The organism is Streptomyces sp. NPDC088400 (assembly GCF_044753355.1).
Taxonomy (GTDB): Bacteria; Actinomycetota; Actinomycetes; order Streptomycetales; family Streptomycetaceae; genus Streptomyces.
In genome coordinates this window covers 858,793-884,526 of sequence record NZ_JBIVMZ010000001.1, presented here as the reverse complement: position 1 = coordinate 884,526, position 25,734 = coordinate 858,793, and the positions used below count along the sequence as shown (strand labels likewise).

22 protein-coding genes are annotated in these 25,734 nt (G+C 70.7%); 12 read left to right on the top strand and 10 right to left on the bottom strand.

The window, feature by feature from the left end; translation table 11 throughout:
• The first annotated feature begins 39 nt into the window (after window positions 1–39).
• The 6 genes from ACIQD6_RS03995 (at window position 40) to ACIQD6_RS03970 (ending at window position 7,568) form a co-directional block, all read left to right on the top strand.
• Entirely contained in the window at window positions 40–864 is an 825-nt protein-coding gene (locus ACIQD6_RS03995) for a hypothetical protein (RefSeq protein ID WP_401877675.1), read from the top strand.
• Window positions 861–2,213, top strand: coding sequence for an ATP-binding protein (locus ACIQD6_RS03990; protein ID WP_401877673.1), 1,353 nt, complete (start codon window positions 861–863; stop codon window positions 2,211–2,213). Before ACIQD6_RS03995 ends, ACIQD6_RS03990 begins: the two co-directional genes overlap by 4 nt.
• An 81-nt stretch (window positions 2,214–2,294) precedes the next feature.
• Entirely contained in the window at window positions 2,295–3,821 is a 1,527-nt protein-coding gene (locus ACIQD6_RS03985; RefSeq protein ID WP_401877671.1) for an FtsW/RodA/SpoVE family cell cycle protein, read from the top strand.
• Window positions 3,818–5,275 (top strand): penicillin-binding transpeptidase domain-containing protein, encoded by a 1,458-nt coding sequence (locus ACIQD6_RS03980; protein WP_401877669.1) that lies wholly within the window; start codon window positions 3,818–3,820, stop codon window positions 5,273–5,275. Before ACIQD6_RS03985 ends, ACIQD6_RS03980 begins: the two co-directional genes overlap by 4 nt.
• Before the next feature lie 41 nt (window positions 5,276–5,316).
• Window positions 5,317–6,441 carry an amidase family protein gene (locus ACIQD6_RS03975; protein WP_401877667.1) on the top strand — a complete coding sequence of 375 codons (1,125 nt, stop codon included), beginning with the start codon at window positions 5,317–5,319 and terminating at the stop codon, window positions 6,439–6,441.
• Window positions 6,442–6,620: 179 nt separating this feature from the next.
• Window positions 6,621–7,568: an alpha/beta fold hydrolase gene (locus ACIQD6_RS03970; protein ID WP_401877665.1), complete on the top strand. Its 948-nt coding sequence runs from the start codon at window positions 6,621–6,623 to the stop codon at window positions 7,566–7,568.
• Between the two features lie 248 nt (window positions 7,569–7,816).
• Here ACIQD6_RS03970 and ACIQD6_RS03965 read toward each other — a convergent pair whose 3' ends face one another.
• Entirely contained in the window at window positions 7,817–8,089 is a 273-nt protein-coding gene (locus ACIQD6_RS03965) for a hypothetical protein (RefSeq protein WP_401877663.1), read from the bottom strand.
• Between the two features lie 258 nt (window positions 8,090–8,347).
• Here ACIQD6_RS03965 and ACIQD6_RS03960 point away from each other — a divergent pair, with 258 nt between their 5' ends.
• The 3 genes from ACIQD6_RS03960 to ACIQD6_RS03950 all read left to right on the top strand — a co-directional run bounded on the left by ACIQD6_RS03960 (window position 8,348) and on the right by ACIQD6_RS03950 (window position 10,883).
• Window positions 8,348–9,019, top strand: coding sequence for a DUF5919 domain-containing protein (locus ACIQD6_RS03960; RefSeq protein ID WP_401877661.1), 672 nt, complete (start codon window positions 8,348–8,350; stop codon window positions 9,017–9,019).
• A gap of 47 nt (window positions 9,020–9,066) precedes the next feature.
• Entirely contained in the window at window positions 9,067–9,348 is a 282-nt protein-coding gene (locus tag ACIQD6_RS03955; RefSeq protein WP_401877659.1) for a hypothetical protein, read from the top strand.
• Between the two features lie 164 nt (window positions 9,349–9,512).
• Window positions 9,513–10,883 carry an NlpC/P60 family protein gene (locus ACIQD6_RS03950; RefSeq protein ID WP_401877657.1) on the top strand — a complete coding sequence of 457 codons (1,371 nt, stop codon included), beginning with the start codon at window positions 9,513–9,515 and terminating at the stop codon, window positions 10,881–10,883.
• Between the two features lie 130 nt (window positions 10,884–11,013).
• Here ACIQD6_RS03950 and ACIQD6_RS03945 read toward each other — a convergent pair whose 3' ends face one another.
• The 5 genes from ACIQD6_RS03945 to ACIQD6_RS03925 all read right to left on the bottom strand — a co-directional run bounded on the left by ACIQD6_RS03945 (window position 11,014) and on the right by ACIQD6_RS03925 (window position 17,259).
• A complete protein-coding gene (locus ACIQD6_RS03945) occupies window positions 11,014–12,264 on the bottom strand; it encodes a styrene monooxygenase/indole monooxygenase family protein (RefSeq protein ID WP_401877655.1) in 1,251 nt (416 codons plus the stop codon).
• A 100-nt stretch (window positions 12,265–12,364) separates the two neighbouring features.
• Window positions 12,365–12,943 (bottom strand): GTP-binding protein, encoded by a 579-nt coding sequence (locus tag ACIQD6_RS03940; protein WP_401877653.1) that lies wholly within the window; start codon window positions 12,941–12,943, stop codon window positions 12,365–12,367.
• 250 nt (window positions 12,944–13,193) lie between these two features.
• Window positions 13,194–13,610 (bottom strand): DUF742 domain-containing protein, encoded by a 417-nt coding sequence (locus ACIQD6_RS03935; RefSeq protein ID WP_401877651.1) that lies wholly within the window; start codon window positions 13,608–13,610, stop codon window positions 13,194–13,196.
• A complete protein-coding gene (locus tag ACIQD6_RS03930; protein ID WP_401877649.1) occupies window positions 13,610–14,089 on the bottom strand; it encodes a roadblock/LC7 domain-containing protein in 480 nt (159 codons plus the stop codon). Before ACIQD6_RS03930 ends, ACIQD6_RS03935 begins: the two co-directional genes overlap by 1 nt.
• Complete coding sequence (locus ACIQD6_RS03925; protein WP_401877647.1) at window positions 14,086–17,259, bottom strand: nitrate- and nitrite sensing domain-containing protein; 3,174 nt, start codon at window positions 17,257–17,259, stop codon at window positions 14,086–14,088. Before ACIQD6_RS03925 ends, ACIQD6_RS03930 begins: the two co-directional genes overlap by 4 nt.
• A 426-nt stretch (window positions 17,260–17,685) precedes the next feature.
• Here ACIQD6_RS03925 and ACIQD6_RS03920 point away from each other — a divergent pair, with 426 nt between their 5' ends.
• On the top strand, window positions 17,686–18,468 hold the full coding sequence (locus ACIQD6_RS03920) for a protein phosphatase 2C domain-containing protein (RefSeq protein ID WP_401877645.1): 783 nt from the start codon (window positions 17,686–17,688) through the stop codon (window positions 18,466–18,468).
• A gap of 92 nt (window positions 18,469–18,560) precedes the next feature.
• Here ACIQD6_RS03920 and ACIQD6_RS03915 read toward each other — a convergent pair whose 3' ends face one another.
• Complete coding sequence (locus ACIQD6_RS03915) at window positions 18,561–19,043, bottom strand: MarR family winged helix-turn-helix transcriptional regulator (RefSeq protein ID WP_401878126.1); 483 nt, start codon at window positions 19,041–19,043, stop codon at window positions 18,561–18,563.
• A gap of 218 nt (window positions 19,044–19,261) precedes the next feature.
• Between ACIQD6_RS03915 and ACIQD6_RS03910 the strand changes: the two genes are divergently transcribed.
• The gene (locus ACIQD6_RS03910) at window positions 19,262–20,146 is read left to right on the top strand and encodes a lysozyme (protein ID WP_401877643.1); all 885 of its coding nucleotides are present in this window, start codon (window positions 19,262–19,264) and stop codon (window positions 20,144–20,146) included.
• 179 nt (window positions 20,147–20,325) lie between these two features.
• A complete protein-coding gene (locus tag ACIQD6_RS03905) occupies window positions 20,326–20,868 on the top strand; it encodes a GntR family transcriptional regulator (protein ID WP_401877641.1) in 543 nt (180 codons plus the stop codon).
• A gap of 226 nt (window positions 20,869–21,094) precedes the next feature.
• On the opposite strand, the gene ACIQD6_RS03900 is transcribed toward ACIQD6_RS03905, so the two are convergent.
• The 3 genes from ACIQD6_RS03900 to lon all read right to left on the bottom strand — a co-directional run bounded on the left by ACIQD6_RS03900 (window position 21,095) and on the right by lon (window position 25,571).
• Window positions 21,095–21,601 carry a GNAT family N-acetyltransferase gene (locus ACIQD6_RS03900; RefSeq protein ID WP_401877639.1) on the bottom strand — a complete coding sequence of 169 codons (507 nt, stop codon included), beginning with the start codon at window positions 21,599–21,601 and terminating at the stop codon, window positions 21,095–21,097.
• Window positions 21,602–21,649: 48 nt separating this feature from the next.
• Window positions 21,650–22,828 (bottom strand): methyltransferase domain-containing protein, encoded by a 1,179-nt coding sequence (locus ACIQD6_RS03895; protein WP_401877637.1) that lies wholly within the window; start codon window positions 22,826–22,828, stop codon window positions 21,650–21,652.
• Between the two features lie 319 nt (window positions 22,829–23,147).
• A complete protein-coding gene (gene lon / locus ACIQD6_RS03890) occupies window positions 23,148–25,571 on the bottom strand; it encodes an endopeptidase La (protein WP_401877635.1) in 2,424 nt (807 codons plus the stop codon).
• Window positions 25,572–25,734: the final 163 nt, after the last annotated feature.

Sequence of the window (25,734 nt, the reverse complement as noted above, 5' to 3'; positions counted from 1 at the left end):
CCATAAGGTGATGGAACGACCGATCGTTCCAGGAGCGCCTTGTCCCCTCGCCGCGCCACAGTCGGCACAGCACTGGCGGCCGCCACCGCCACGCTGTCCTTCTCCTTGTCCGCGTGCAGCGACGAGGGCAGGCTCAAGAGCGCCGGTCCCACCCCGACCGCCATCGGCCCGGTACGCCTCTGGCCCGGACTCCCCACCACCTCCGCGCCGCCTCTCGACTTCGGGGAGCGCGACACGGCACGCGTCCCCGGCATCGTGGTCACGCCCGGTGCCCTCGGCGCACTGAGTCCCGTCACCGTCGTCCGGGCGGAGGCCGGCGCCCACCCGGACGACATCGACGGCCCCGACGGATTTCCCGAGCAGACCGCCGCCCGGCTCGCCGAGTGCGTGGGGGACGGCCCCTGGAAGCTCTCCGGTCCGGAACCCGGAAAGCCGCCCGGCGACCGGTTGGAGTCCCGACCCCGGTCCGCGAAGCCCACGCTGTGCCCGGTCCTCAGGGCGTACCACCACGATCTGACCGGTGACGGCCGCGACGAGCTGATCGTGGGCGTCGAAATGCCCGACCAGCAGTTGGCCGTCCGCTGCTACACCGCCGAGGACGGCGGCCTGACCCGGATCATGTCCACCTCCGACCAGGTCGTCGGCGTCGAGCTGGCGGACCGGGATCTGATCCTGCGGGTGGTCTCGGCGGGCATGCCCGGGTACGAGTACCGGACGGCCTGGTCCTGGGACGCGCGGCAGGGCGTGATGCTCCCCGCCCGGGACGAGATCGTCCCCGCCGGAACGGCTCCCACCGGAATCGCTCCCCGAAGGATCGCTCCCACCACACCAACAGCGGTCACCCCACGAGTGGGCGCCTCATGAGGTCCCGGCCGCCCACCCGGCCCCGGCTGCCCTCCTGGACCGCCACCCTCACCTGGAAGGCCGCCGTCTTCATCACGGTGATGTGCTGCGCCCTCGCCGCCCTCCTCGGCGTGCTCGTGCATGTCTCGGTGACCCGTCAGACCGTCGACTCCGCGCGCGAGAAGGCCCTGTCCCGGCTGGACAACGTCGCCGGGCTCTACGAGGCGGGCCAGCCGCTCCCCCGGTTCTCCGGTCTGGACACGCGCGGCCTGCCGGAATCGCTGCGCGCGCTCGCCCTGAACGGACGGCGCGGCACGATGGTCGCCGGCTTCCAGGGCCGGCCCACCATGTGGGCGGCCGGGCCCGCCGACGGCAGAGTGCTGGCCGTCCGGGTCGACTACACGCTCAGCCAGGCCACCATCACCAACCTGGACCGGTCGATCCTCGGCTCCTCCGCACTCGCCATCGGCGCCACCCTCCTCGTCGGCGCGTTCGCCGTCACCCGTGTCACGCGCCGGCTGCATCTGACCGCGCAGGTGGCCCGCCGGATCAGCGCGGGCGACCTCGACGCACGCGTCAACGACCCCCGTACGAAGGGCCCTTCACGGCCGCAGGACGAGGTGGCCACGGTCTCCGGCGCCCTGGACACCATGGCCTCCACGCTCCAGGGGAAACTGCTGAGCGAGCAGCGTTTCACCGCCGATGTGGCCCATGAACTGCGCACCCCGCTGACCGGTCTCACCGCGGCGGCGGAGCTGCTGCCCGAGGGCCGGCCGGCCGAGATGGTCCGGGAGCGGGTACGGACGATGCGGACGCTGACCGAGGACCTGCTGGAGATCTCGCGTCTCGACGCCCGTACGGAGACGGTCGATCTGGCGGTCCACGCGCTGGCGCCGCTGGCCGAGGGGGTGGTGCGCGCGTCGAACACCGCGATGGACGTGACGACGGACCTGCGGGTCGTCAGGGACGCCTCCGTGGAGACCGACCGGCGGCGGCTGGAGCGGGTCCTCGGCAACCTCGTCGCCAACGCCCACAAGCACGGCCGGCCCCCGGTGGTGCTGACCGTGGACGGCCCGACCGTGACCGTACGCGATCACGGCGCGGGCTATCCGTCGTACCTGCTGGAGCACGGGCCGCAGCGGTTCCGTACGGAGAGCGGCAGCGGCGGCAAGGGACACGGGCTGGGGCTGACCATCGCCGTCGGGCAGTCCGCGGCCATCGGCGCCGAGCTGGTGTTCGGCGCCGCCCCGGACGGCGGGGCGATCGCCCGGGTGACGCTTCCCGAGTACGTACCTCCCACCCGTCTCGAAGCCGACCACCCGGAGACTGATCACGCGGAGGCCGATCACACCATGGTCCCGCCCGACTGACACAGCCCCAGAAAGCCGCACCGAGCCCTGCATTGCCATGCATTGCGGACATAAGACATGTCACCTTGCTACGTTCAACGCATGACCGCACCGACGGTGGACTCTCCCCCGCCCGAGTCACGCCTCTCCAAGCGCCGGGGTGTGGAACTCTCGCTCCTCGTCTGCGCCGTCCTCATCTCCGTCTTCGGGTACATCGGTGTCGGTTTCGGCAAGAACGGCGCCCCGCCGCCCGACGCCGCCGGATACGGAGCCGGGCTGGGCGTGCTCGCCCTCCTCGCGCACATCGCGGTCCGGTTCCGTGCCCCGTACGCGGATCCGCTGCTCCTGCCCATCGCGGTCCTCCTCAACGGCCTCGGTCTGGTGCTGATCTACCGGCTCGACCTGGAGACCCCTGGCAACCGGGCCGCGTCCACCCAACTGGTGTGGTCCACACTGGGCGTGGCGCTGTTCATCGCCGTCGTCGCGCTCCTGCGCGACCATCGCGTACTCCAGCGGTACGCCTACCTCTCGGTCGCCACCGCGCTGGTCCTGCTGATCGTGCCGATCTTCTTCCCCGCCGTGAACGGGGCCAAGATCTGGATCAGGGTCGGCGGATTCTCCTTCCAGCCGGGCGAGTTCGCCAAGATCCTGCTCGCGGTCTTCTTCGCCGCGTACCTCGCCGCCAACCGGAACGCCCTCGCGTACACCGGCCGTACGGTCTGGCGTCTCCAGCTCCCCACCGGCCGGGTCCTCGGCCCCCTGGTGGCGATCTGGCTGCTCAGCGTCATGGTCCTCGTTCTCGAACGGGACCTGGGCACCTCGCTGCTCTTCTTCGGGCTGTTCGTGATCCTGCTGTACGTGGCGACCGGGCGTACCGGCTGGATCGCCGTCGGGCTGCTGCTCGCCGCGGTCGGCGCGTTCGCCGTCGGGTCGCTCGAACCCCATGTGAACAGCCGCGTGCAGGACTGGCTGCACCCCTTCGCGTCCATCGACGCGGGCCTCGGTCCCGGTCAACTCGCGCAGTCCCTCTTCGCGTTCGCCGCGGGCGGGATGTTCGGCACCGGCCTCGGGCGGGGCCGCTCCATCCTCATCGGTTTCGCCGCCAAGTCGGACTTCATCCTGGCCACGGCGGGCGAGGAGTTGGGCCTGGTCGGCCTGACGGCCATCTTCATGCTGTACGCACTGCTGGTCGCCCGCGGGTTCCGCACCGGCCTCTCGCTGTTCGATCCCTTCGGCCGGCTGCTCGCCGTCGGCCTCGCCTCGATCCTGGCCCTTCAGGTCTTCGTCATCGCGGGCGGCGTGATGGGACTGATCCCGCTCACCGGCATGGCGATGCCCTTCCTCGCCCAGGGCGGCTCTTCCGTGGTCACCAACTGGATCATGGTGGCGCTGCTGATCCGGCTCAGCGACTCGGCCCGCAGCCCGCGCCCGGCGCACGTGGAGACGGGAGTCATCGCGCCGACGGCCGGGGGCCCCTGGAAAGACGGACCCCCCTGGGAGAGCGGAGAGCCCGGGAGGAATGGGCAGTCCTGGAGGAATCGGGAGTCCTGGAGAAGCCGGGAGTCCTGGAGGAGCCGGGAGTCCTGGAGGAGCCGGGAGTCCTGGAGGAGCCGGGAGGACGAGCGGTGACCCGCTACATCCGGCGAACCGCCTTCTTCTGCCTGCTGCTCCTGGCCGCCCTCCTGCTCAACGCCGCCAGGATCCAGGTCATCGAAGCGGACTCCCTCGACAAGAACCCCGCCAACCGCCGTGACACCGTGGCCCGTTACTCCCAGCCGCGCGGCAACATCCTCGTCGGCGGAAAGACCGTCACCGGGTCCAAGGACACTGGCCAGCAACTGCGTTACGAGCGTACGTACACGCAAGGCCCGCTGTACGCGCCCGTGACCGGCTACGCCTCCCAGACGTACGGCACGACACTGCTGGAGAACGCCGAGGACGATGTCCTCTCCGGCACGGCCTCGACGCTCGCCCCGCTGCCCTTCTGGAACGAGATCACCCGCAGCCGGCAGCCGGGCGGCCAGGTCTCCACCACCATCAACGCGTCGATACAGCGGGCCGGGTACGAAGGCCTCGCCGGCCGGCGAGGCGCGGTCGCGGCCGTCGAGCCCTCCAGCGGCAAGATCCTGGCGCTGGTCAGCAGCCCCTCGTACGATCCCGGGCAACTGTCGGGCACGGGCCGGAGCGTCACCGGAGCCTGGTCCCGGCTGAACGGCGAGAGCGACCAGCCGATGCTCGACCGGGCCATCCGGCAGACCTATCCGCCCGGTTCGGCCTTCAAGATCGTGACGGCGGCCGCCGCGCTCGATTCCCGGACGGTCACCGATCCCGGCGCCCCGACCGGCATCCCCGAGCCGTACGTCCTGCCGGGGACGGACACCACGCTCCCCAACGAGGCCGAGGGGTGCGGCAATGCGTCGCTGGAGTACGCCATCACCTGGTCCTGCAACACGGTGATGGCCGGACTCGGCGTGCGGACCGGGCTGTCCGGGATGGTGGACACGGTGGAGAAGTTCGGCTTCAACGACACCGGGATCACCATCCCGTCGGGGGTCGCCGCGTCCCATTTCGACACCCGTATGAGCGACGATCAGCTGGCGCTGTCCTCGATCGGGCAGTACGACACGAGGGCCACACCGCTCCAGATGGCGATGGTCGCGTCGGCGGTCGCGAACGGCGGGGACCTCAAGTACCCCTATCTGGTGGGCCGCATCCTCGCCTCGGACGGCGATGTCGAGTCCCGTACGAACGAGCGGACGTACGCGCGCGCGATGAACCCCGCCACGGCACAGCAGTTACGACGGATGATGGTCGATGTCGTCGAGGAGGGTACGGGTACGAGCGCGGCGATCGACGGCGCGACGGTCGGCGGCAAGACGGGGACGGCGCAGCACGGGGTGGGCAACTCCGGTACGCCGTATGCCTGGTTCATCGCCTGGGCGCAGGCGGACAACGCGGTCCGGCCGGCGGTCGCGGTGGCGGTGGTGGTCGAGGACGCCGAGGCCGACAGGGCGGACATCAGCGGCGGGGGCGACGCGGCGCCGATCGCGCGGGCGGTGATGGAGGAGGCGCTGGGAGACTGAGCCCTGTCCGGTTCAGGGGCAGGCGTGGGAGGGGGTCCCCCTTGAGGGAGACGGTGGGTGGCACCGAGGCGGTGGAGCGGGCGCTCGCGCGGATCGAACGGCTCGACCCGCGACTGTGTGCCTTTGTCGAGGTCTGGGGCGAGGAAGCCCTGGAGCGGGCCCGGACCGTGGACCGTCAACTCTCTTTGTCCGGTGTGCCGTTCGGGGTGAAGGGGCCGTCCGGCATCCGGTCCTACGCGGCGGGGCGGCTGATCGCGGCCGGGGCGATACCGGTCGGCTCGACGGCGGTGCCGGGGCCCGGCACGTACTGGCAGACCTGGGGGCAGGGCAGATACGGCCGTACGGTCAACCCGTACCGCGCCGACCGCACCCCCGGCGGGTCCTCGGCAGGGTCGGCGGTGGCGGTCGCGGCGGGCATGGTTCCGCTGGCGACCGGCAGCGACGGCGCCGGTTCGGTCCGTATCCCGGCCGCCTGGTGCGGGGTGTTCGGCCTGAAGACGACGAACGGCCTGCTGCCGTCACCGGACCGTACGGGCCTGGCCTCGGCGGGCGTACTGGCCAGGTCTGCTGCGGAGGCGGCGGCGTATCTGAGGTGTGTCCTCGCCCCGGACGATCCGTCCGAGGCCGTGCCGGGGCTCGTGCCCGCGCCGGGGCCCGTATTCACTACGCCGTTGCCCGTGCCCGCCGTCTTCTCCCCCGACCTGGGGTTCGCCGAGCCGGACCCGGAGGTGGCGGCGGTGGTACGGGCGGCGGTGGAGCGGCTGGCGGCGGCCGGGATCGTACAACTCGTGCGGCGGGAGCGGCCGTTCACTCTGCTCGATCCCCGCGAGGCGTGGCTGGCGATACGGGGCGGGTCGCGGCCGGGAGGCACCGGCATCCGGGCGCCGGCGGTACGGGCGGAGAACGACCGGCGGCTCGACGCCCTGTTCGCCCGTACGCCGCTGCTGCTCACCCCGGTCACACCGAACCGCCCACACGGTCACGAAGGTCCGGGTGAGCTCTACTCCACCGCGCTGACCTGGGCATTCAACCTGAGCGGGCACCCGGCGGCGAGCATTCCGGCCGGCTTCACGGCGGACGGGTGCCCGGTGGGACTCCAGCTGGTGGCGGATCGTGGAGCGGATCTCTCGCTGGTGGACCTCGCCCTCGCGGCGGAACGCGCGTGAACACGGATGCACGCGGATGCAGGTCACCCGCCTTGAACTCCCTGTGGAATCAAGGCCGTCGTGCGTCGCCCGATCCCCGCGGCGTGTTCGGCGTATATCCATTATGGGCCCGCACACGGCCCGATTCCGTCCTCCCGCAGAACGATCTCGCGGCGCGTCCGGCGCCGTAGCGTAGGCGCATGCCCACTCCCACTCCCACACCTCCTCTGCCCCTGCCTGCTCACGCCCTCCATGTCCGCGACCACGGGGGCGACGGCGACGGCCCGCCCCTTGTCCTCCTCCACGGCTTCGGACGTTCGCTCGCCGACTGGGAGATCGTCGCGCCGCTGCTCGTCCCGCACCATCGCCGGGTGCTCGCCGTCGATCTGCCGGGGCACGGCCGTTCCGAAGGCGGCTCCGGAAACCCCGGACCGTGGTCGTTCGAGACGACTGCCGCCACGATCGAGCGGGCGCTCCAGCCGTACGGCATCCCGTACGCCGTCCCCGTCGGCCACTCGCTGGGCGGCATGATCGCGCTCCGGTACGCCGTCCAGAACACCGGCCGGCAGGGCGGGGCGTGTCCCGGCGCCGTCAATCTCGACGGGTTCTGGTGGGGGCGCCCCGAGCAGTACCCGGACCTCGACCGTACGACCGTCACCCAGGGCCTGGCCCGGATCGGCGAGATGACGCGATCGACCGCCGGGCTGATCGCGCCCGCCGAGTACGTGGAGCAACAGGCGCTCTACGCGGGCCGGTTCGGCATCCCGTACGCCCGCGCCGAGGCGGCGACGCGCGGCGCGGTCCGCGAGCTGCCCGACGGCCGCTTCCAGACGCTGCCCCTACGCGAACAGGCGCTGGAGACGTTCGACGCGCTGGACGCCCTCGACGTCCTCGCGCTGATACGGCGGGTGCCGTGTCCCGTGCTGTGCGTCCGGGGCCGGCGCCCGCAGCCGCCGATGCCGGGGATGGAGTGGTTCGAGGAGCTGATCGCGTCGCACGCGAGGGGACTCGACCGGGACCTGGCGGAACTCGTACGGGATCGGCCGGACTCGGTCACCGTCGAGGACATCGACGCGACGCACGCGATGCTGCTGGAGGAGCCCGAGTCGGTCGCCGAGCGGCTGCTCGCCTTCACCCGCACGCTCTGAACCCTCCGGGAACGGCGCCCGGGGAAGCGTCACGTGAGCGAGTCGGCGAGGTCTCTAGGCGGTGCGCGCGTCGCGAGCCTCTAGCGCCAGGGTGCGCGCGTCGCGCCACGTGGCTCGCAGCTCCAGCGCCGTTTCACAGCCGTCGGCGTCGAAGTCGCCGTAACGGCACGAATCGCACTCGTCGGCGTGCTTCAGGCGCTCGCGGTAGGCGGCCCGAGATCGAGCGATCAGGGCCCTCAATACGGCCGTCACCGATGCTTCGCCCCCCGCCCGTGCGGGTGCCGGCCGATCTCGATCCCCAGGTCGACCGCATGGGAGGGGTCGTACGCGGGACCACATCGATTCATCGACATGAGCCACTGTTTGTACAGGGCTTCGCACACGTCACACCCCCGATGCGGCTTCGGCTCCTTGGGGGACGGGTCGGCATCGAGCGTCATGCGCCCCGACGGCCTGGATGTTGCCGAACGCGTCAGCGGCTCGGCATCCGGTTCCGATGGAGAGTGGGCAATCTCCGCCATGTCGTCGCTCCTTCAAACGTCGGCCAGGTCCCGGGCCGTCTACCGACGGCGCCGAGATACTGACGTCAATGAGTGGCTGAACAAACCGTCGTCCACCTGAAAGGACGTCTGAACCGACATACCGAGGACTTCTCAGCCATCCACGGGATACCGTCCCAAGTAGCCCAAACGTCCCGGGGAGAAGCCTTGAACACAGCGTTACGCGATGCCATTTCGGACGCGAACATGACGCGTTCAAAGCTCGCACGTACAGTCGGAGTGGCCGGCAAGACGGTTGATCGATGGCTCTCCGATCCGACACGGGTGCCTCATCCCGAGACCCGTCAAGTCGTGGCGGAGGCGTTGGGAGTGAACGCGGAAGTGCTGTGGCCGAAAGCGATCCGTAGCGCCGTCAAGGTGGGACCTGAACGCGAGATCGTGTCCGCGTATCCCTACCGGAATGCCTGCCCAACGTCGGTATGGGCGAGGCTGATCGACGGCGCGGCCTCGTCCATCACGTTCGCCGGGTACACCAACTACTTCATTTGGCAGGAGCACCCGCGACTGGCCGAACGGCTGAAGGAAAAGGCGTCGTCAGGGTGCTCGGTACGTTTCCTGATCGGTGACCCGGACTCGGACATCACCCGTCGCCGCGAGGAGATCGAAGGCGTGCCCCTTACCGTCGGGACACGCATCCGCATCACGCTGGACGCCCTCAAGAGGCTTGGAGACGTTCCAGGGATTGAAGCTCGATTCTCCGACGATCACATCGCGCTATCCGTCTTCACCTTTGATGACGAGATGCTCGTGACTCCGCATCTGTCCAGCCTGCTCGGTCACGAATCGCCCATGCTCCACCTGCGGAGGCTTGGGGACGACGGACTGTACGACCGCTTCGCCGGCCACGTGGCCGCATTGTGGGCGGAAGGCCGTCCCGTGGACGCCCCCTGAGAGCATGATCTAGCTTCGTCTCGCCGGACCTCGTCTTGAGTGGAGTCATGAACAGCACGGAGACCCCCTTTGTCGGCGGACCGATGGACGGGCGCGTACTGCCCGTCCTGACCGGGCCGACCGGGCAGCCGCCCAAGTGGTACGAGATCCCGGTACCGGACGCGGACGGCGGACCGGCCACCGTACTGACCTACCGGCGCGCACCGGCCGGCTACACCAAGCGGCTCGGAATCCAGCGCGGCTGGAAGTACGAGTACGTTCCCGAGGGCCGCGAGCGCCGCGCCCTGAAGTGGCCCTGGTCGAAGCCGGGCGGCACCTCCGCACCGTAACGGACCGACCACCGCACCGACCGCCGTCCCTCCGGGGGGTGATGCTGTTGCGCCACTTTGCCCCTTAATGCGGTATTCACTTCTCATATCACTCCATCATCACCTAGGGCTGGCGCCCAGGGCTGTACAGCTGGACAGCCCTTCCCGCAACCGGAGGTGATGGTGTGTCAGGCAGAGTGCTGCGATCCGCCTGTACGGCGGCACTGGCTACGGTGACGGTCCTGGCGGCGGTGCCGTTCGCCTCGCACGCCGCGGCGGAGCCCGGTGACGACACGGTGCCCGGTAGGTCACCGGCCGCCGCGTCACCGGCCGCCGCATCGACGCCCGGTACGTCCGCGTCCGGTACGTCCGCGTCCGGTCCGTCCGCGTCCAGTACGTCGACACACCCCGCTTCTGCGCCCGCCGCCTCGCCTCCCGCCACCATCGCCGGGATGCTGACCGAGCTCCAGCGGCTCTACCGCGAGGCCGAAGAGGCCACCGAGGCGTACAACGCGACCAAGACCGAACTGACCCGGCAGCGCGCCGAGGTCAAGAAGCTCTCCACCGGGCTCACCCAGGCCCGTACCGCACTGGCACGCAGCCACGACGACGTCGGCCGGCTGGCGCGCGAGCAGTACCAGGGGCAGTCCGAACTCTCCGGCTATCTGAGGCTGTTGCTCGCCCGCGATCCTCAGCACGCCCTGGACGAGGGGTATCTGCTGGAGCACGCCGCGCGCGGCCGGGCGGCGACCATGTCCCGGCTCACGGGCGGGGAGAAGCGCGCCGACGCTCTGGCGGCGGAGTCCCGCCAGGCCCTCGACGCCCAGCAGAAGCTCGCCGTCAAGCAGCAGAAACAGCGGGACATGGTCAGGTCGCGGCTCCTGGAGGTCGAGAAACTGCTCGCCTCCCTCAGCAGCGAGCAGATCGCCGCGGTGGCCGCTCTGGAGAAGGCCGGTACGGCCAAGGCCCAGCGGGAACTGGTCTCCTCCGGCGCCCTTGGAAAGCAGGCACAGAGCAGCGGCCAGGCCGGGCCGCAGGCCGATTCCCAGGCGGGCGCTCAGTCCGGAGCGCAGCCCGGGACCCGGAGAACGCCCTCCCAAGACGGCGACGAAGCCCTCGACTTCGCCGTCAAGCAGCTCGGCAAGCCGTACGAGTGGGGCGCCGAGGGGCCCGATTCCTTCGACTGCTCGGGGCTCACCTCACAGGCCTGGGCGCGCGCCGGGCTGACCATCCCCCGTACCAGCCAGGAGCAGTGGAGCGAGCTCCCCCGGGTCTCGCTCCGCGAGCTGCGCCCCGGCGACCTGGTGGTCTACTTCCCCAAAGCCACCCATGTGGCGATCTATCTGGGCGACGGCATGGTGATCCAGGCGCCCCGCCCCGGAACCCGCGTCAAGGTCTCCCCCATCGCGGCGAACCCGCTGCTCGGCGCCGTACGCCCGGACCCGGGCGCCGCGTCCCTGGCTCCGGCGGCGTACGAACCGCCGGAGCTGCCCCCAGGCGCCATGGACGGCTCGGACACCGGCTACGGCCAGACTTCGGGTCCCTCGGAAGGCTGAGAGGTGAAGGCTGAAGGGAGGAGGGCTGGGGGCTGGGGGCTGGGGGCTGAGGGCTGAGGGCTGAGAACGAACGGCCGGAGCGAACTCCAGCCCGGCCGACCGCCCGCACGCCGCGCACCCCCACAGCGGGTCAGGCCGTACCCGTCGCCTCCGCCTCGGCCTGCGCCAGGTACGCGTACGTCTTCTCCGGCTCGTAGAAGAAGTTCTCGAAGTCGGAGGGGTCGTTGAAGCCGTTCGCGAACCGGTGGGCGACCGCCGGGAACCGGCCCGCCGCGCCGATCAGTGCGAGGACATGCTCCGGCGGGACGCCCAGCATGGCGTTCGTCCACTTGGTCGCGTGCCGCACGATGTCCCAGTAGCCGTCGAACGTCGACCGCATCCACGCCTCGTCGAACGGCCGGTCGCCGTGCGCCACGATCGAGTCCAGATACGAAGCGGCGCACTTGGCGGCGGCGTTGGAGCCCTGGCCGGTTATCGGGTCGTTGGCGACGACGACATCCGCGACCCCGAGGACGAGACCGCCGCCGGGCAGCCGCCCTATCGGGTTCCGTACGGTCGGCGCGTAGCGCCCGGCCAGGGTGCCGCCCGCGTCCGTCAGTTCGACCTTCCGGGCGCGCTCGTACTCCCAGGGCGTGAAGCGCTCCATCAGCTCCAGCGTGAGCGAGAGATGCTCGGCCGGGTCCTTGACGCCCTGGAACACATCGAGCGGCCCGCCGGGTATCCCCTCCAGGAAGAGGATGTCCGCGCGGCCGGAGGTGGTGAGGGTCGGCATCACGAACAGTTCGCCGACGCCCGGCACCAGGTTGCAGCGGACCGCGTCGAAGTCCGGGTGCTCCGGGCGCGGGCCGAGTCCGTGGACGTAGGAGACCGCGAGCGCGCGCTGCGGGGCGTCGTACGGGGAGCGGGACACGTCGCGGCCGAACATCGAGACAAGTTCACCCTTGCCCGCCGCGACCATGACAAGGTCGTACGTACGGGCGAAGAAGTCCAGGTCCGAGACCGCCGCGCCGTGGATCACCAACTGGCCGCCGCGCTGTGTGAAGGTCTCCATCCAGCCCGCCATCTTGACGCGCTGGTCTATGGACTGGCCGTACCCGTCGAGCTTGCCGACCCAGTCGACGGGGCGGCTGGAGTCAGGGGCGGCGACCGAGGCGCCGAGGCCGTCGATCGTCGGAGCCTGGGATTCCCAGAAGTTCAACTGGAGATCGCGCTCGTGCTGGAGCGCGGTGTCGAACATGACTTGCGTGGACATGACCCGGCCGGAGCGGATCTCGTCCGCCGTACGGTTGGACATGAGGGTGACCTCGTACCCCCGTGACTGGAGTCCGAGGGCGAGCTGAAGCCCGGACTGGCCTGCTCCGACGATGAGTATCTTCCGCATGGCGGGTTCTCCGTTGCGTACGTGGTGCGGCTTGGCGCGCGCGGCTGACAACTGGCGTTGACCGAAGACCAACGCAGGCAGACGCTACCCGCCTCCCCGGCTACTCGGCGGAAACCGTCAGCGCGTGACGTACCAGAGCGAGCAAGGAGTCGACCGCCGTGTGCCGCCGACGGGCGTCCATGATCTGTACGGGGACGCTCGGCGGTATCGACAGGGCATCCCGCACATCCGCCGGCTCGAACTCCGGTGTGCCGTCGAAGTGGTTGACGGCGACGACGTACGGCAGTCCGCAGCTCTCGAAGTAGTCGAGCGCGGGGAAGCAGTCGGGCAGCCGCCGGGTGTCGGCCAGGACGACGGCGCCGATCGCGCCGCGCACCAGGTCGTCCCACATGAACCAGAAGCGCTGCTGGCCCGGCGTACCGAACAGGTACAGCACCAGGTCGTCGTCAAGGGTGATGCGTCCGTAGTCCATCGCGACGGTCGTGGTGACCTTGTCGGGCGTGGCGCTGAGATCGTCGGTCTCGGCGCTGGCCTGGGTCATCGTGGCCTCGGTCTGGAGCGGGGGTATCTCCGAGACCGCGCCGACGAAGGTCGTCTTGCCGACGCCGAAGCCGCCGGCGATCACTATCTTGGTGGAGATCGGCGCGCGGGTACGGTCCGACTGCCAGGCCTGGAGCACCTCTTCGGGCTCCGGCTCGGGTTCCGGCTCGGAGTCGGCGCCGCGTCCGGGCCCGGCGGCTCGCTCCGGCGCGGGGGCGTGCTCCGGCGCGGGGGCCGCCGTCGAGGTCGAGAAGCCGGACGCGCCGGATACCCGAGAAGTTTCGGAGGTACGCGAGGCTTCGGAAGTACGCGAGGCTTCAGAGGTATCAGAAGCCTCAGAGGTACGAGAGGTCCCTGTGAGGCCGGAAGCCTCGGTTACACCTGTGGCGTCAGAGACGGCGGAGTCCACTCAATACCCTTTCCAGCAGCGCGTGATCGGGCTGGCCGGTGCCGTGCCCGGTTCCATATACACGGATCTTGCCCTGGTCGGCCAGGTCGCTGATCAGCACCCGGACCACCCCCAGCGGCATCTTGAGCAGCGCCGACACCTCGGCGACGGTTCGCATGCGCCGGCACAGCTCGACGATGGCCAGCATCTCCGGCATCAGGCGGGACGCTCCCCCGCCGTTGGACAGCTCTCTTCGTTCGTCGGCCGCTTCGAGCGCGGCGACGAACGTCTCGACCAGCAGGACGTGCCCGAAGCGGGTACGTCCGCCGGTGAGCGAGTACGGACGGACCCGCGCCGGACGGCGATCGCCGCCGCGTACGGGCAGCTTGCGCGGGGCAGACCCCGCGGCGGCCGACATCAGGCACTCTCCATCGATTTGCGCAGCTCGTCGCGGAGTTCAGGGGTCAGCACATGGCCGGCCCGGCCCACGAAGAGCGCCATGTGGTAGGCCACCACGCTCATGTCGCAGTCCGGTGTGGCATGCACCCCGAGCAGCGAACCGTCGCTGATCGCCATGACGAAGACGCTGCCCGACTCCATGGCGACCATGGTCTGTTTGACCCCGCCGCCGTCCATCAGCTTCGCCGCACCGACGGTGAGGCTGCCGATACCCGAGACGATGGTGGCCAGGTCGGCGCTGGAGCCGCGCGGCCCCTTCCGCCGCTCGGTGGTGGCCGCCTCGGCGTTCTGCTCCGCGTCCGAGGAGAGCAGGAGGAGTCCGTCGGACGAGACGACGGCGACCGAACGGGCTCCTGGTACCTCCTCGACGAGGTTCTTCAACAGCCAGTGCAGGTTACGGGCTTCACTGCTCAGTCCGAATGTGCCGGTCGCAGTCAACTGCGTGCCTCCTCGACTGTCTCCCCCGTCGCTTCGGTTGGTACATCAGTCTGCTCTGTCGACGCTGTGTGTTGCGTAAGGCCGGACCGGTCGGTGAGTTCAGGGAGTTCGGTCTGCCCCGTGATCTCGGTCCGATCGGTCTGGTCGACCCGATCAGCCTGGTCGATCCGATCAGCCTGGTCAGTCCGATCGGTCTGGTCGGTCCGATCGGCCTGATCCGTCTGATCTGTCAGTTCGGCCTCGACGTCGCGCCGGCCTTCCTTGGCCCCCTGGTGGAAGCCGCCGAGCCTGCGGCGCAGCGCCTCGGCGTCGACTCCGCCGCTGCGCCCGGCGGGCGCGGTGGCGGGTTCGACGATCTTGGGGGTCCGCTTGGGCAGCCCCTTGTCGGTGACGCGTTCCGCGCCCACAGCAGCCGGTCCCGGACCCGCGTCCGCACCCGCGTCCCCAGCCGTGTCCGCGTCCGGTGCCACCTCGGTGGCTCCGGCCGGAGGCGTGGCATCGCTGGGCTGCGGGGGCAGCCGCATGGCGAAGGTGTCCTGGTCGGCGCCGGTGGTCTCCGGTTCGCCGTCGGGGACGCGCGCGTGGCTGTCGGGGCCGATCGCGTACGGGCCGGGCCGCGCCTCGGGCGCCTCGACCTGCTCGTACGACACCTCGGCAGCGGCCCCCGGAGTTTCGGCCGCTCCGGCCACTGCGGCCGCTTCCGCCGCGGCCTTCGCCTCCGATCTGCGGATCGCCGCCTCGGCAGCGGCCACCAGCGGGTCGTCGGCCGAACGCTTCGGAAGGGCGTCGGAGCCGGCCTCGGGCGCGGCGGAGACCGGCTCGGTGGAGGCAGGTGCGGCGGGCACGGCGGCCGCCGTCCGGGCCTGGGACGGCACGGCGGCCGGCGGCTCCGGGAGCAGGGCCTGCGGCAGTACGACGACAGCGGCCACGCCGCCCTTGTGGTGCTCGCGCAGTTCGACCCGTACACCATGGCGTGCCGCGAGCAGCGCGGCGACGCGCAGTCCGAGCCCCTCGCCCTCGGGCGCGTCGCTCTCGCGAGCGTCCGGGTCGGCGAGCCGCGCGTTGAGGCCGGCGAGCCGGTCGCCGGACATGCCGATGCCCTGGTCCTGCACGGAGAGCATCACTTCGCCGCTCTCCATCAGCCAGCCGGAGAGCTGCACCTCGGCGTCCGGCGGCGAGAAGGCGGTGGCGTTCTCCAGCAGTTCGGCGACGAGATGGCTGAGGTCGTCCGCGGCGAAGCCGACCACCTGCGTGTGCGTCGGCAGCGACTGGATCGTGACGCGCTCGTACCGCTCGATCTCGCTCACGGACGCGCGCAGGACGTCCACGAGCGGGACGGGGCCCGTGGGGCCGTGTCCGTGGTCGTGGCCCGCGAGCACCAGCAGGTTCTCGCTGTGCCGGCGCATGACCGTGGCCATGTGGTCGAGCTTGAAGAGGGTGGCGAGCCGCTCCGGGTCCTGCTCGCGGTCCTCCAGCCCCTCGATGACCCCGAGCTGGCGCTCCACCAGGCCGAGCGTGCGCAGCGAGAGGTTCACGAAGGTGTGGTGAACGGTGTGGCGCAACTGGTCGAGCTGGGTGGTGAGTTCGGCCACCCGCTCCTGGAGTTCGGCACGCTGGTCGGCGACCTTCTGCCGCGCGCCGATCAGGTCGGTGCGGTCGCTGTCCAGCTTCTCGGTACGGGTGGAGAGCTCGGCCAGTTTGCCGTGCAGGCTGTTGACGGACCGTACGACCTGGGCGAACTCGTCGTTGCGCCCGGTGAAACGGATCGGCTCCTCGGTCTCGGGCGCCTCGGCGAGCCGGGCTGCTCCGATCCGTACGACGGCGAGCGGCCTGGTGAGCGTACGGGCGACGGCGGCGGACACCCCGACGGCGATCAGCAGACAGCCGCCGAGCAGCGCGATCCGCAGCTCAAGGCCGGTGACGGCGTCGTCACGCAGCTTCTCCAGCCGCTCCACCTGGCTGGAGCCGAGGCCGGACTCGACGCCGCGCATGTGGTCGATCCGGGCGGAGAGCGCGGATTCGACCTTCTCCTGGTTGGCACCGCGGTCGGACGAGGAGAGTTCGGGGCGGTCGGTGAGCTGCGTCAGATACGCCTCGGCGGTCTTGACGTCGGGCCCGGTGACCGTGGCCGAGAGGGAGTCGCGCGCCTTGGTGTTGGCGGTCTGGTCGAAGTCGGCGAGCGCGGCGAGTTCACGGACGCGCGACTTCTGGGCGTCGGCGCTGAGTTCGTCGCGGAGCTGGTCCTTCTTCTTCGTGTCCGCGCTGTCGGCGGGTGCGACGGGGAGCCCGGTGACCGGGTCGTACGTCGGGGTGCCGGCGCTGCCCGAGGGCACGGCGAGCGCGGCCAGCAGCAGTCCGCGAGTGGCGGACGCCTGCTCGACGGCACGGCCGAGGGCGCCGGCGGCGCGGCTGCCGTCGGCGGCTTCGGCCGGGGTGTTCTCGGCCAGCTCGTCGGCGAGCGTCTGCAGCTTGGCGATGACCTCGGAGTACGCGCGGTACGCCTCCATCGCCGAGCCCTTGCCGGTGAGGGCGGTGCGGCGGATGGAGGGGACGGTGGAGAGGTCGTGCAGCAGGCCGGGCGACACGGAGGCGGCGTCGCGGATCTCGTCGATCTTCCGGTCGACGCGGGCGCTGCGGGTCTCGGAGAGCTGGTACTTGCCCTTGCTCCGCCCGCCCGGCTGCTCGTCGCGGCCGGCCGCGATGTAGACGATGACCTCGTCGCGTTCGTCCGCGAGGGACTGGGTGAGCGTCACGGCCTGCCGGTTGAGCTCGGCGAGGTCGACCAGACTCTGGGCGTCGTTCAGCTCGGTGGAGGCGTTCAGTACGGCGGGGGCGCCCGCCGCGACGACGGTGATGCCCAGGACGGCCACACCGGCGACGAGCCGGTTGCGTACCCGCACCCGCCGTCCTCCCGGGACCGTGCCGGACCCGGCACCGATACCGGCACCGGCCGCGGCCGTGCCCGTTCCAGCCGTGCCCGTCACTGCGGTGTCCGTTCCAACCGTGCCGGTCACCGCTGTGTCCGTTCCAGTCGCGCCCGTCCCGGCGGTCGTGCCCGCCTGGGTCGTGCCTGCCTGGGTCGTGCCTGCCTCGCCGGTCCCGGCCGTGGTGGCCTCCCCGTGCGTGACACCGTTACCCCGAGGCCGCTTCTTCTGCACCGGTGCTCGCATTCTTGACTCGTCCGCCCATGAAGCAGAGGTGACGGCCGGTCACAACGAGAGAACCCCACCTCTGGCCACCCCTGGCACGGCCTCAGACCATTCCAGCGCCATCAGGAGGGAGACGCGCATCGACCGCCCCGCCACCTGAACGAGTGAACATCACGATGGAGTTGACCAACAAGTCTTCCCATCTCCCGCCCCACCCGAACCTGGCGTGCCGGGTGGACCTTCCGCCGAGGCTTTGGCAGGATGCCCGCCCGCAGCTCCCCGGAACGGTGCCTTCAAGCCTGGCGCATCCCTCGCCCCCGCGCCACGTGACGCACACTCTGACCGAATGACATCGGTTGACCTGGCCGTACGGTCTCCGCGACACGGAGTGGAGGCTGCGTGAAGGATTCATGCGAGCGGTCGGCGGGGTCGTGCAGACTGGACGGTATGCGCATCGAACTCGCCACTGCCCCCGGCACGCCCGTACGGCCCAATGAGGACTGGACGACCGTGTCCGTACCGGCGGGCGGCGAAGGTGGTGCGCTGGTCGTGCTGGACGGCGTCACGCCGCCGGCGGGCGACGACGGATGTGTGCACGGGGTGCCGTGGTTCACCGCGAGGCTCGGCGGGGCGCTCGCGGAACTGTCCGGTTCACGCCGGGAACTGACGCTGACGGAGGTCCTGTCCGCGTCGATCGCCCGCACCGCGGAGGCCCACCGCGACACCTGTGACCTTTCTCACGTGCGTACACCGCAGGCGACGGTCGTCCTGGCGCGCTGGGACCGGGACACCGTCGAACACCTGGTCCTGTCCGATTCCACGCTGCTGCTGGAGACGCCGGACGGTGACGTACGGGCGGTCCTGGACGATCGGCTGGACCACATCCCGCGCGAGCGGCTGCGCACGGTCACCTCGGCGGACGCGCTGCGCAACGCGGAGGGCGGGTTCTTCACGGCGGCGGCGGACCCGGCGGTCGCCGCGAAGGCGGTGACGGGCCGCACACCGGCCTCGGAGGTCCGTTCGCTGCTGGCGCTGACGGACGGTGCCACGCGCTGGGTGGAGATCTTCCGCGAGGGCGACTGGGCGGACTGCCTGACCCTGGTGCGCAAGAGCGGCGCGCAGGAGCTGATCGACCGGGTCAGGGCGGCGGAGGCGGCGGACCCGGAGGGGCTGAGGTTCCGCAGGGGGAAGAGGAATGACGACGCGACGGTGACGTACGTGGAGCTGTGAGGGGGAGCGATCACGGCGGGCACCTCCGATTCGAGGCCCCTCCTCCCCCAGCCCGGCCCCCCAACCCTTCCCCCCGTCCGTACCCCCGCCCGTCAGCTCTCCGCGCTGACGTTGAGCTGGTGGAGGAGGCGGGCCAGTTCGGCGATCTCGGCACGGTCCCAGTTGGCCAGCTTCTGTACGTACGCCTCCCGGCGCGCGCCCCGGACCCGCTGGAACCGGGCCCGGCCCTCGTCGGTGATCCGGATGAGCGAGGCCCGTCCGTCGGCCGGGTCGGGCTCACGGTTCACGAGCCCGAGGGCTTCCAGGGCGCGCAGCTGACGGCTCATCGTGGCCTTGCCGATCCCGAAGTACCCCGCGAGTTCCGTGCCGCGCTGGCCGCCGGTCTCCTCCAGCCGTACGAGCAGCCCGTATGCGGCGGGCTCCAGTTCGGGGTGGACCTCGCGCGCCATCTCGCCGGAGTTGGCGCGGGCGCGGCGCAGAAAGACCGCCAGTTCCCGCTCCAGCGCCAGGAATTCGTGGTCCACACCATTCCCCCGACCGGCGGAAGGTTCATTTTCCGTATCGCTCCCGTGCACGTCAGCACCCATCGCGCGCTTTTCCGCTCCTGAAGGTTTCTTTCGGCTGCGGCTGTTGCCGCAGCTCGATAAGTATTTCGCAGGTTTATACCAACGGCAGCAGCGTGGCTGCCTTCCGTCCGACGGGTCTACGTGCGTAGCGTCATTGCTGGTATGTGCGTCCCCACCGCATGCCGACCCGTCAGGAGTCCCCCCACCGAGGTCTTCGGAGGCACGCAATGCCCGTGCGCAGATCCGGAACGACCGGCCGCTCGTACGCCGCCGCGACCGGCGCTCTCCTCGCAACTCTCGCACTTCTCCTCACTCTCCCGGGCACGGCGAGCGCCGCCGCCCCGAACCACCCACCCGCGGACCCACCCGCCGACGGGTCCGCGGGCCCGCTCGCCGGCCCGCTGCCGAACCGAGGCTCGGCCTACATGGGCATGGGCGTCGTCGCACACGACGGCCAGGGCGGCCGCCCCACCTCCGACCGCGCCGTCCAGACGGAAGGCGTGGACGTCTCCGGCCACCAGGGCAGCGTCGACTGGCCGGCCCTGTGGAACACCGGCGTGAAGTGGGCCTACGTGAAGGCCACGGAAGGGAACTACTACAAGAACCCCTCCTTCGCCCAGCAGTACAACGGCTCGTACAACGTAGGCATGATCCGCGGCGCCTACCACTTCGCGACCCCCAACGACTCCAGCGGCGCCAACCAGGCCAACTACTTCGTGGACGGCGGTGGCGGCTGGTCACGCGACGGCAAGACGCTGCCGGGCGTCCTGGACATCGAGTGGAACCCGTACGGCGCGTCCTGCTACGGCAAGTCGCAGAGCGAGATGGTCGCCTGGATCCGCGACTTCCTCACCACGTACAAGGCCCGCACCAGCCGGGACGCCGTCATCTACACGGCGACGAGCTGGTGGAAGACCTGCACGGGCAACTACGCGGGCTTCGGCTCCACCAACCCGCTCTGGATCGCCCGCTACAACACCTCGGTGGGCGAGCTGCCGGCGGGCTGGGGCGTCCAGACGATCTGGCAGTACACCTCGACGGGCCCGATCGTCGGCGACCACGACAGGTTCAACGGCGCCCTGGACCGCGTCCAGGCCCTGGCCAACGGCTGACCCCCACCGGCCGCGCGCGGCCCCGACCGGAACCTGAACGCCCGGTCGGGGCCGCGTCGTCATGTCCGACACCGTCAGGCCGGGGACCGCGGGCTGTGCACTGATCGCCACAAGTGGTGACATCCGGGTACCCACTTACTGTGTAAAGCGGCAAGGTCGAGGCAGCGCGGGAGGACGTCATGAGCACCGGTGAGTGGGTCAGCACTTCGATGCCCTACCTGACACCCCAGACCCCGGGCAGGCCCGACGCGTGGGGTGCGGAACTGGCCGCGCGGGGGCGACGGGGCGGCCAGCGGATCGTCCACGCGGGAGAGGTCCCGGCGCCGTCGGAGGTGGCGGAGCTGCTCGGGGTGGCCGAGAACGAAGTCGTCGTCGTTCGCAGGCGGGTGATGTATCTGGAAGACCGGCCCTGCGAGCTGACCGACACGTACTACCCCGCCTCCATCGCGCGCGGCACACGTCTCGCCGGAACCGCCAGGATTCCGGGCGGAGCCGTCACCCTGCTCGCCGAGTTGGGGTACGTGGGCGTACGGGTCCGGGAGGACGTGACCGCCCGGGCGGCCGACGCGGAGGAGCGGGAGACCTTGTGCACCGGGCCGGACGAGCCGGTGCTGCATCTGACACGCGTCACGCTGGACGCCGACGACCGGCCCGTCCAGGTCGACATGATGACCATGCCCGCGTCGCTCCAGCGGCTGCGTTACGAGATAAGGATCGGATGACCGTGGCCGGCACCGACCTTCATCCCCGAACTGGAACTCTCCCGCAGCTTCCACCTCGAAGCCGTACGGCCCCTGTTGGACGAGGCCGCCCCTTTGTCTGCATACGACTGGGGAGCCACGACCGCACTCCTACACCTACCGACCCGGTGCCGCGGCGGATGATCCGCAGCGGTCGTCCGCACTCGTCGTTATCGATCTCACGCCGCAAAGAGACAGCACCGCGGTGTCACAGAGCCCGGCGCATGCAGGCCCGAGGCCACTGGTCCAGGCCGTGTGCGGCCTCGCGTTCGCGGATCTTCCGTAGACCAGGAGTAAGCCCGCTGTCGTCCAGGAGCTGGAAGCCGCAGCGCGCGTAGTAGGGGGCGTTCCACGGGACCTCGGTGAACGTGGTGAGCGTCAGCGCAGGCGCCCCCTCGCCGGCAGCGTAGTCCGCCAGATGACCCAATAGGGACCGGCCGATACCGCGACGCGCACTGTCCGGGTGCACCGACACCTGCTCGACATGGAGGTTGCCGTCGACGCGGTCGGCGATCAGGTAGGCGACCGGGATGTCGTTGCCGTGGGCCCCGACCCAGGCCAGCCCGGACTGGTGATAGTGGGCGAGTTCGCCGAGCGAGAGCGGCTCGTCATCGGCGATCTCCGGCATGCCGATGCCTCGGAAACACCGCCCGGCGGCTGTCTCGATGCCTTGGAGGAGAGGCAGTTCATCCAGGCGCACTGCTCGAATTCGCATGGCCGCATTGTCCAAGGCGGCCGGACAGCTGGGTCCGTTCTTGGGCTGTCAGCTGAACGTCAGCACTGCCGCCGGGTCCTCGAACCACGGGCGGGCGCTTCCGTCCGGGCCGACCGTGAGGCCGAAGCGGTCAACGCCGGGCCTGCCGCGCTCGGTCCACCAGGTCAGGGCTCGCTCCACCTCGTCCCACAGCCGACGCGTCCCGGACTGGTGGACCGTGGCGTCCGGCTCGCCATCGCGGAACTCGACGGCTGCCCATGACCGGCTCGTCAGGTCGAAGAACCACGCCTTCCCGGTGTCCTTGCCGGTCCGGTTGACGACATGGGCGCAGTCGGGCACGCACAGTCCTGTCACGAACCGTACGGACTCGTAGCGGTCCCCCAGGTCCGCCATGGTGGCCGGTGTGCTGGACACGTCGGCGTCGCCGGGGAACTCGGGGACGTGTTCGCGGAAGCGGTTCCAGTCGAGGCGCTGGTCCCGTAGCTTCATGAACTCGACCATCCGGAGGAACGGTCCGACCGCCTGGCCGTCGTCCCCCACGGTCAGCCGGACCAGCGCGTCCTGGTCGCTGTAGTGGGTGCCCCACGGGGCGAGGATGATCCCGCCCGGCCGCGTCTGCTCCAACCAGGCCGAGGGGACTGCTCGCACTCCCGCCGTGGCGATCACGCGGTCGTACGGTGCCCCCTCCGGCCAACCGTCCCGGCCGTCCCCGTGGATCACCTCGGGGCTGAGTCCGGCCCGCTGCAACGCGCTTCGGGCCTGCTCGACCACCGCCGGGTCGATCTCGACGCTGACCACGTGGGAGCTGCCCAGGCGGCGGGCGATCAGTCCCGCGTTCCAACCGGTACCGGTGCCGATTTCGAGCACCCGCGTACCGTCGCCCACCTCCAGGTCGCGCAGCATGGCGGCCACGACCGACGGCATGCTCGCCGAACTGGTCGGCACATTCCCCGGGTTGGTGCCGGTGTGCGCTCCGTCATCCCACTGCGTGACGAGAGGGACGTTCGCGTACGCGGCGTGCTCCCACCCTTCGAGGTCGCCATTCCGCGAGACGGGCACGCTGCGGCCGGTGGCCATGTCGTGCGACCAGACGAGATCCGGCAGGAACAGCGATCGCGGCACGGCCCTGAACGCGTCCGCCCATTCGGGCGTCAGGGCTCCGGCTTCGAGGAGGGGCCGCGCCGGGTCTTCGCCGACGCGGCCGTCCCGCTCAGAACTGAGCGTCACTTGCGATGGCTTCCGTCGCCGGGCGGCATCTCACCGTCCGAGGGGCGGCGGCGCGGGCGGCGTCCAGGGCCGGCCGGGGTGACCGTCACCGCCGTCCCTGTCCCCGTCACCACCGTTCCAGCACATCGGTCCAACCATCGTCATACCCTCCGATCGAGCGTCAAGCCACCTGCCGCGCACAGCAGTTGACAACACAGAGTATGCGAGGCGACACGCTACGTGGCGCCCATTGTCGAACCAGGGCCGCCGCATCTGAACGCACGGGTCCGGGCCCACCGCCTGAGCGTGTGGACCCGAGCCGCCTCGTACGCGTACGGAATCAGGCCGCCGCCGACATCCTCACCTCCGCCGGGGACAGCGCGATCTCCAGGACCTGGCGGACGTCCGTCACCGGGTGGACCTCCAGCTTCTCCAGGATCTCGGCCGGGACATCGTCCAGGTCCGCCTCGTTCCGCTTCGGGATGACGACCGTCGTGATGCCCGCGCGGTGCGCGGCCAGGAGCTTCTGCTTGAGGCCGCCGATGGGCAGGACGCGGCCGGTCAGGGAGACCTCGCCGGTCATGGCGACGTCCGTCCGGACCAGGCGGCCGCTCAGCAGCGAGGCCAGTGCCGTCGTCATCGTGATGCCCGCGCTCGGGCCGTCCTTGGGCACCGCGCCCGCCGGGAAGTGGATGTGCACGCCCCGGTCCTTCAGGTCGGCCACCGGCAGCTCCACCTCGGCGCCGCGCGAGCGGAGGAAGGAGAGCGCGATCTGCGCCGACTCCTTCATCACGTCGCCGAGTTGACCGGTCAGGGTCAGGCCGGAGCCGCCCGTCTCCGGGTCGGCCAGCGACGCCTCGACGAAGAGGACGTCTCCGCCCGCGCCCGTGACCGCGAGGCCCGTGGCCACGCCCGGGACCGCCGTGCGGCGCTCGGACGGGTCCTGGGCGGACTCGGGCACGTGGTGGGGTCGGCCGATCAGCCCTCGCAGGTGCTCGGCGCCGAGCGTGAACGGCAGGTCCCGCTCGCCCAGTTCGTGCTCGGCCGCGACCTTGCGGAGCAGCCGGGCGATGGACCGTTCCAGGTTCCGTACGCCCGCCTCGCGGGTGTACTCGCCGGCCAGCTTGCGCAGCGCGTCGTCCTCCAGGGTGACCTCGCCGGACTCCAGGCCCGCGCGCTCCAGCTGCCTGGGCAGCAGGTGGTCCCTGGCGATGACGACCTTCTCGTCCTCCGTGTAGCCGTCGAGCGTGACCAGCTCCATACGGTCGAGCAGCGCCTCCGGGATGGCCTCCCGGACGTTCGCCGTGGCGAGGAACACCACGTCGGAGAGGTCCAGTTCGACTTCCAGGTAGTGGTCGCGGAAGGTGTGGTTCTGCGCCGGGTCGAGGACTTCGAGCAGCGCCGCGGCGGGGTCGCCGCGGAAGTCGGAGCCGACCTTGTCTATCTCGTCCAGCAGGACGACCGGGTTCATCGAACCGGCCTCCTTGATCGCCCGGACGATACGGCCCGGCAGGGCGCCGACGTACGTACGCCGGTGTCCGCGGATCTCCGCCTCGTCCCGTACGCCACCGAGCGCGACGCGGACGAACTTCCGTCCCATGGAGTGCGCGACGGATTCGCCGAGCGAGGTCTTGCCGACGCCGGGCGGGCCGACCAGGGCCAGTACGGCGCCGCCGCGACGGCCGCCGACCACGCCGAGGCCGCGGTCCGCGCGGCGCTTGCGCACGGCCAGGTACTCGGTGATGCGCTCCTTCACGTCCTCCAGGCCCGCGTGCTCGGCGTCGAGGACGGAACGGGCGCCCCGGATGTCGTACTCGTCCTCGGTCCGCTCGTTCCACGGCAGTTCGAGGACGGTGTCCAGCCAGGTGCGGATCCAGGAGCCCTCCGGGCTCTGGTCGGACGAGCGCTCCAGCTTGTCGACCTCCTTGAGCGCGGCTTCCCGCACCTTCTCGGGGAGGTCGGCGGCCTCGACGCGCGTCCGGTAGTCGTCGGACTCGTCCTCGCCGTCCTCGCCGTTGATCTCGCGCAGCTCCTTGCGTACGGCGTCGAGCTGGCGCCGGAGCAGGAATTCGCGCTGCTGCTTGTCGACGCCCTCCTGGACGTCCTTGGCGATGGACTCGGCGACATCCTGCTCGGCGAGGTGTTCGCGCAGCTGGTCGGTGGCGAGCTTCAGCCGGGCCACCGGGTCGGCGGTCTCCAGCAGCTCCACCTTCTGGGCGGTGGAGAGGAACGGTGAGTAGCCGGAATTGTCGGCGAGCGCGGACACGTCGTCGATCTGCTGCACCCGGTCGACCACCTGCCAGGCGCCGCGCTTCTTGAGCCAGTCCGTGGCGAGCGCCTTGTACTCCTTGACCAGCTCGGTCACCGAGCCGGGCAGGGGGTCGGGGGTGATTTCCTCGATGGCGAGGCCCTCGATCCAGAGGGCCGCGCCGGGCCCGCTCGTACCGGCACCGACCCGCACCCGGCTCCGGCCTCGGATCAGCGCGCCGGGGTCGCCGTCGGAGAGCCGGCCGACCTGCTCGACGGTGCCCAGCACGCCGGTGCCCGCATAGGTCCCGTCGATGCGCGGCACCAGCAGCACCTGCGGCTTGCCCGCTCCCTTGCCGGTGCCACCGTCGCCGACGCGGGCAGCCGCTTGCGCGGCCTCCACGGCGGCGCGGACCTCGCTGTCGGACAGGTCCAGCGGCACCACCATCCCGGGCAGGACGACCTCGTCGTCGAGCGGCAGCACGGGAAGCGTGAGCGGTGTGGAAGTGGCAGCCATGATCTCCCCTTCGGCAGTCAAGTTGAGCTATACCGGCTCAATGCTTGTGAGTCCGAAGTTGTTCCCCCGGTCGCGTTCGCTCTGAGCGATCGCATCTCGGAGGTCCAGTACCGGTCACCTTCCACACAGGCCGGCGTTACCGGCCGGGGCCCCGCACGGGCCC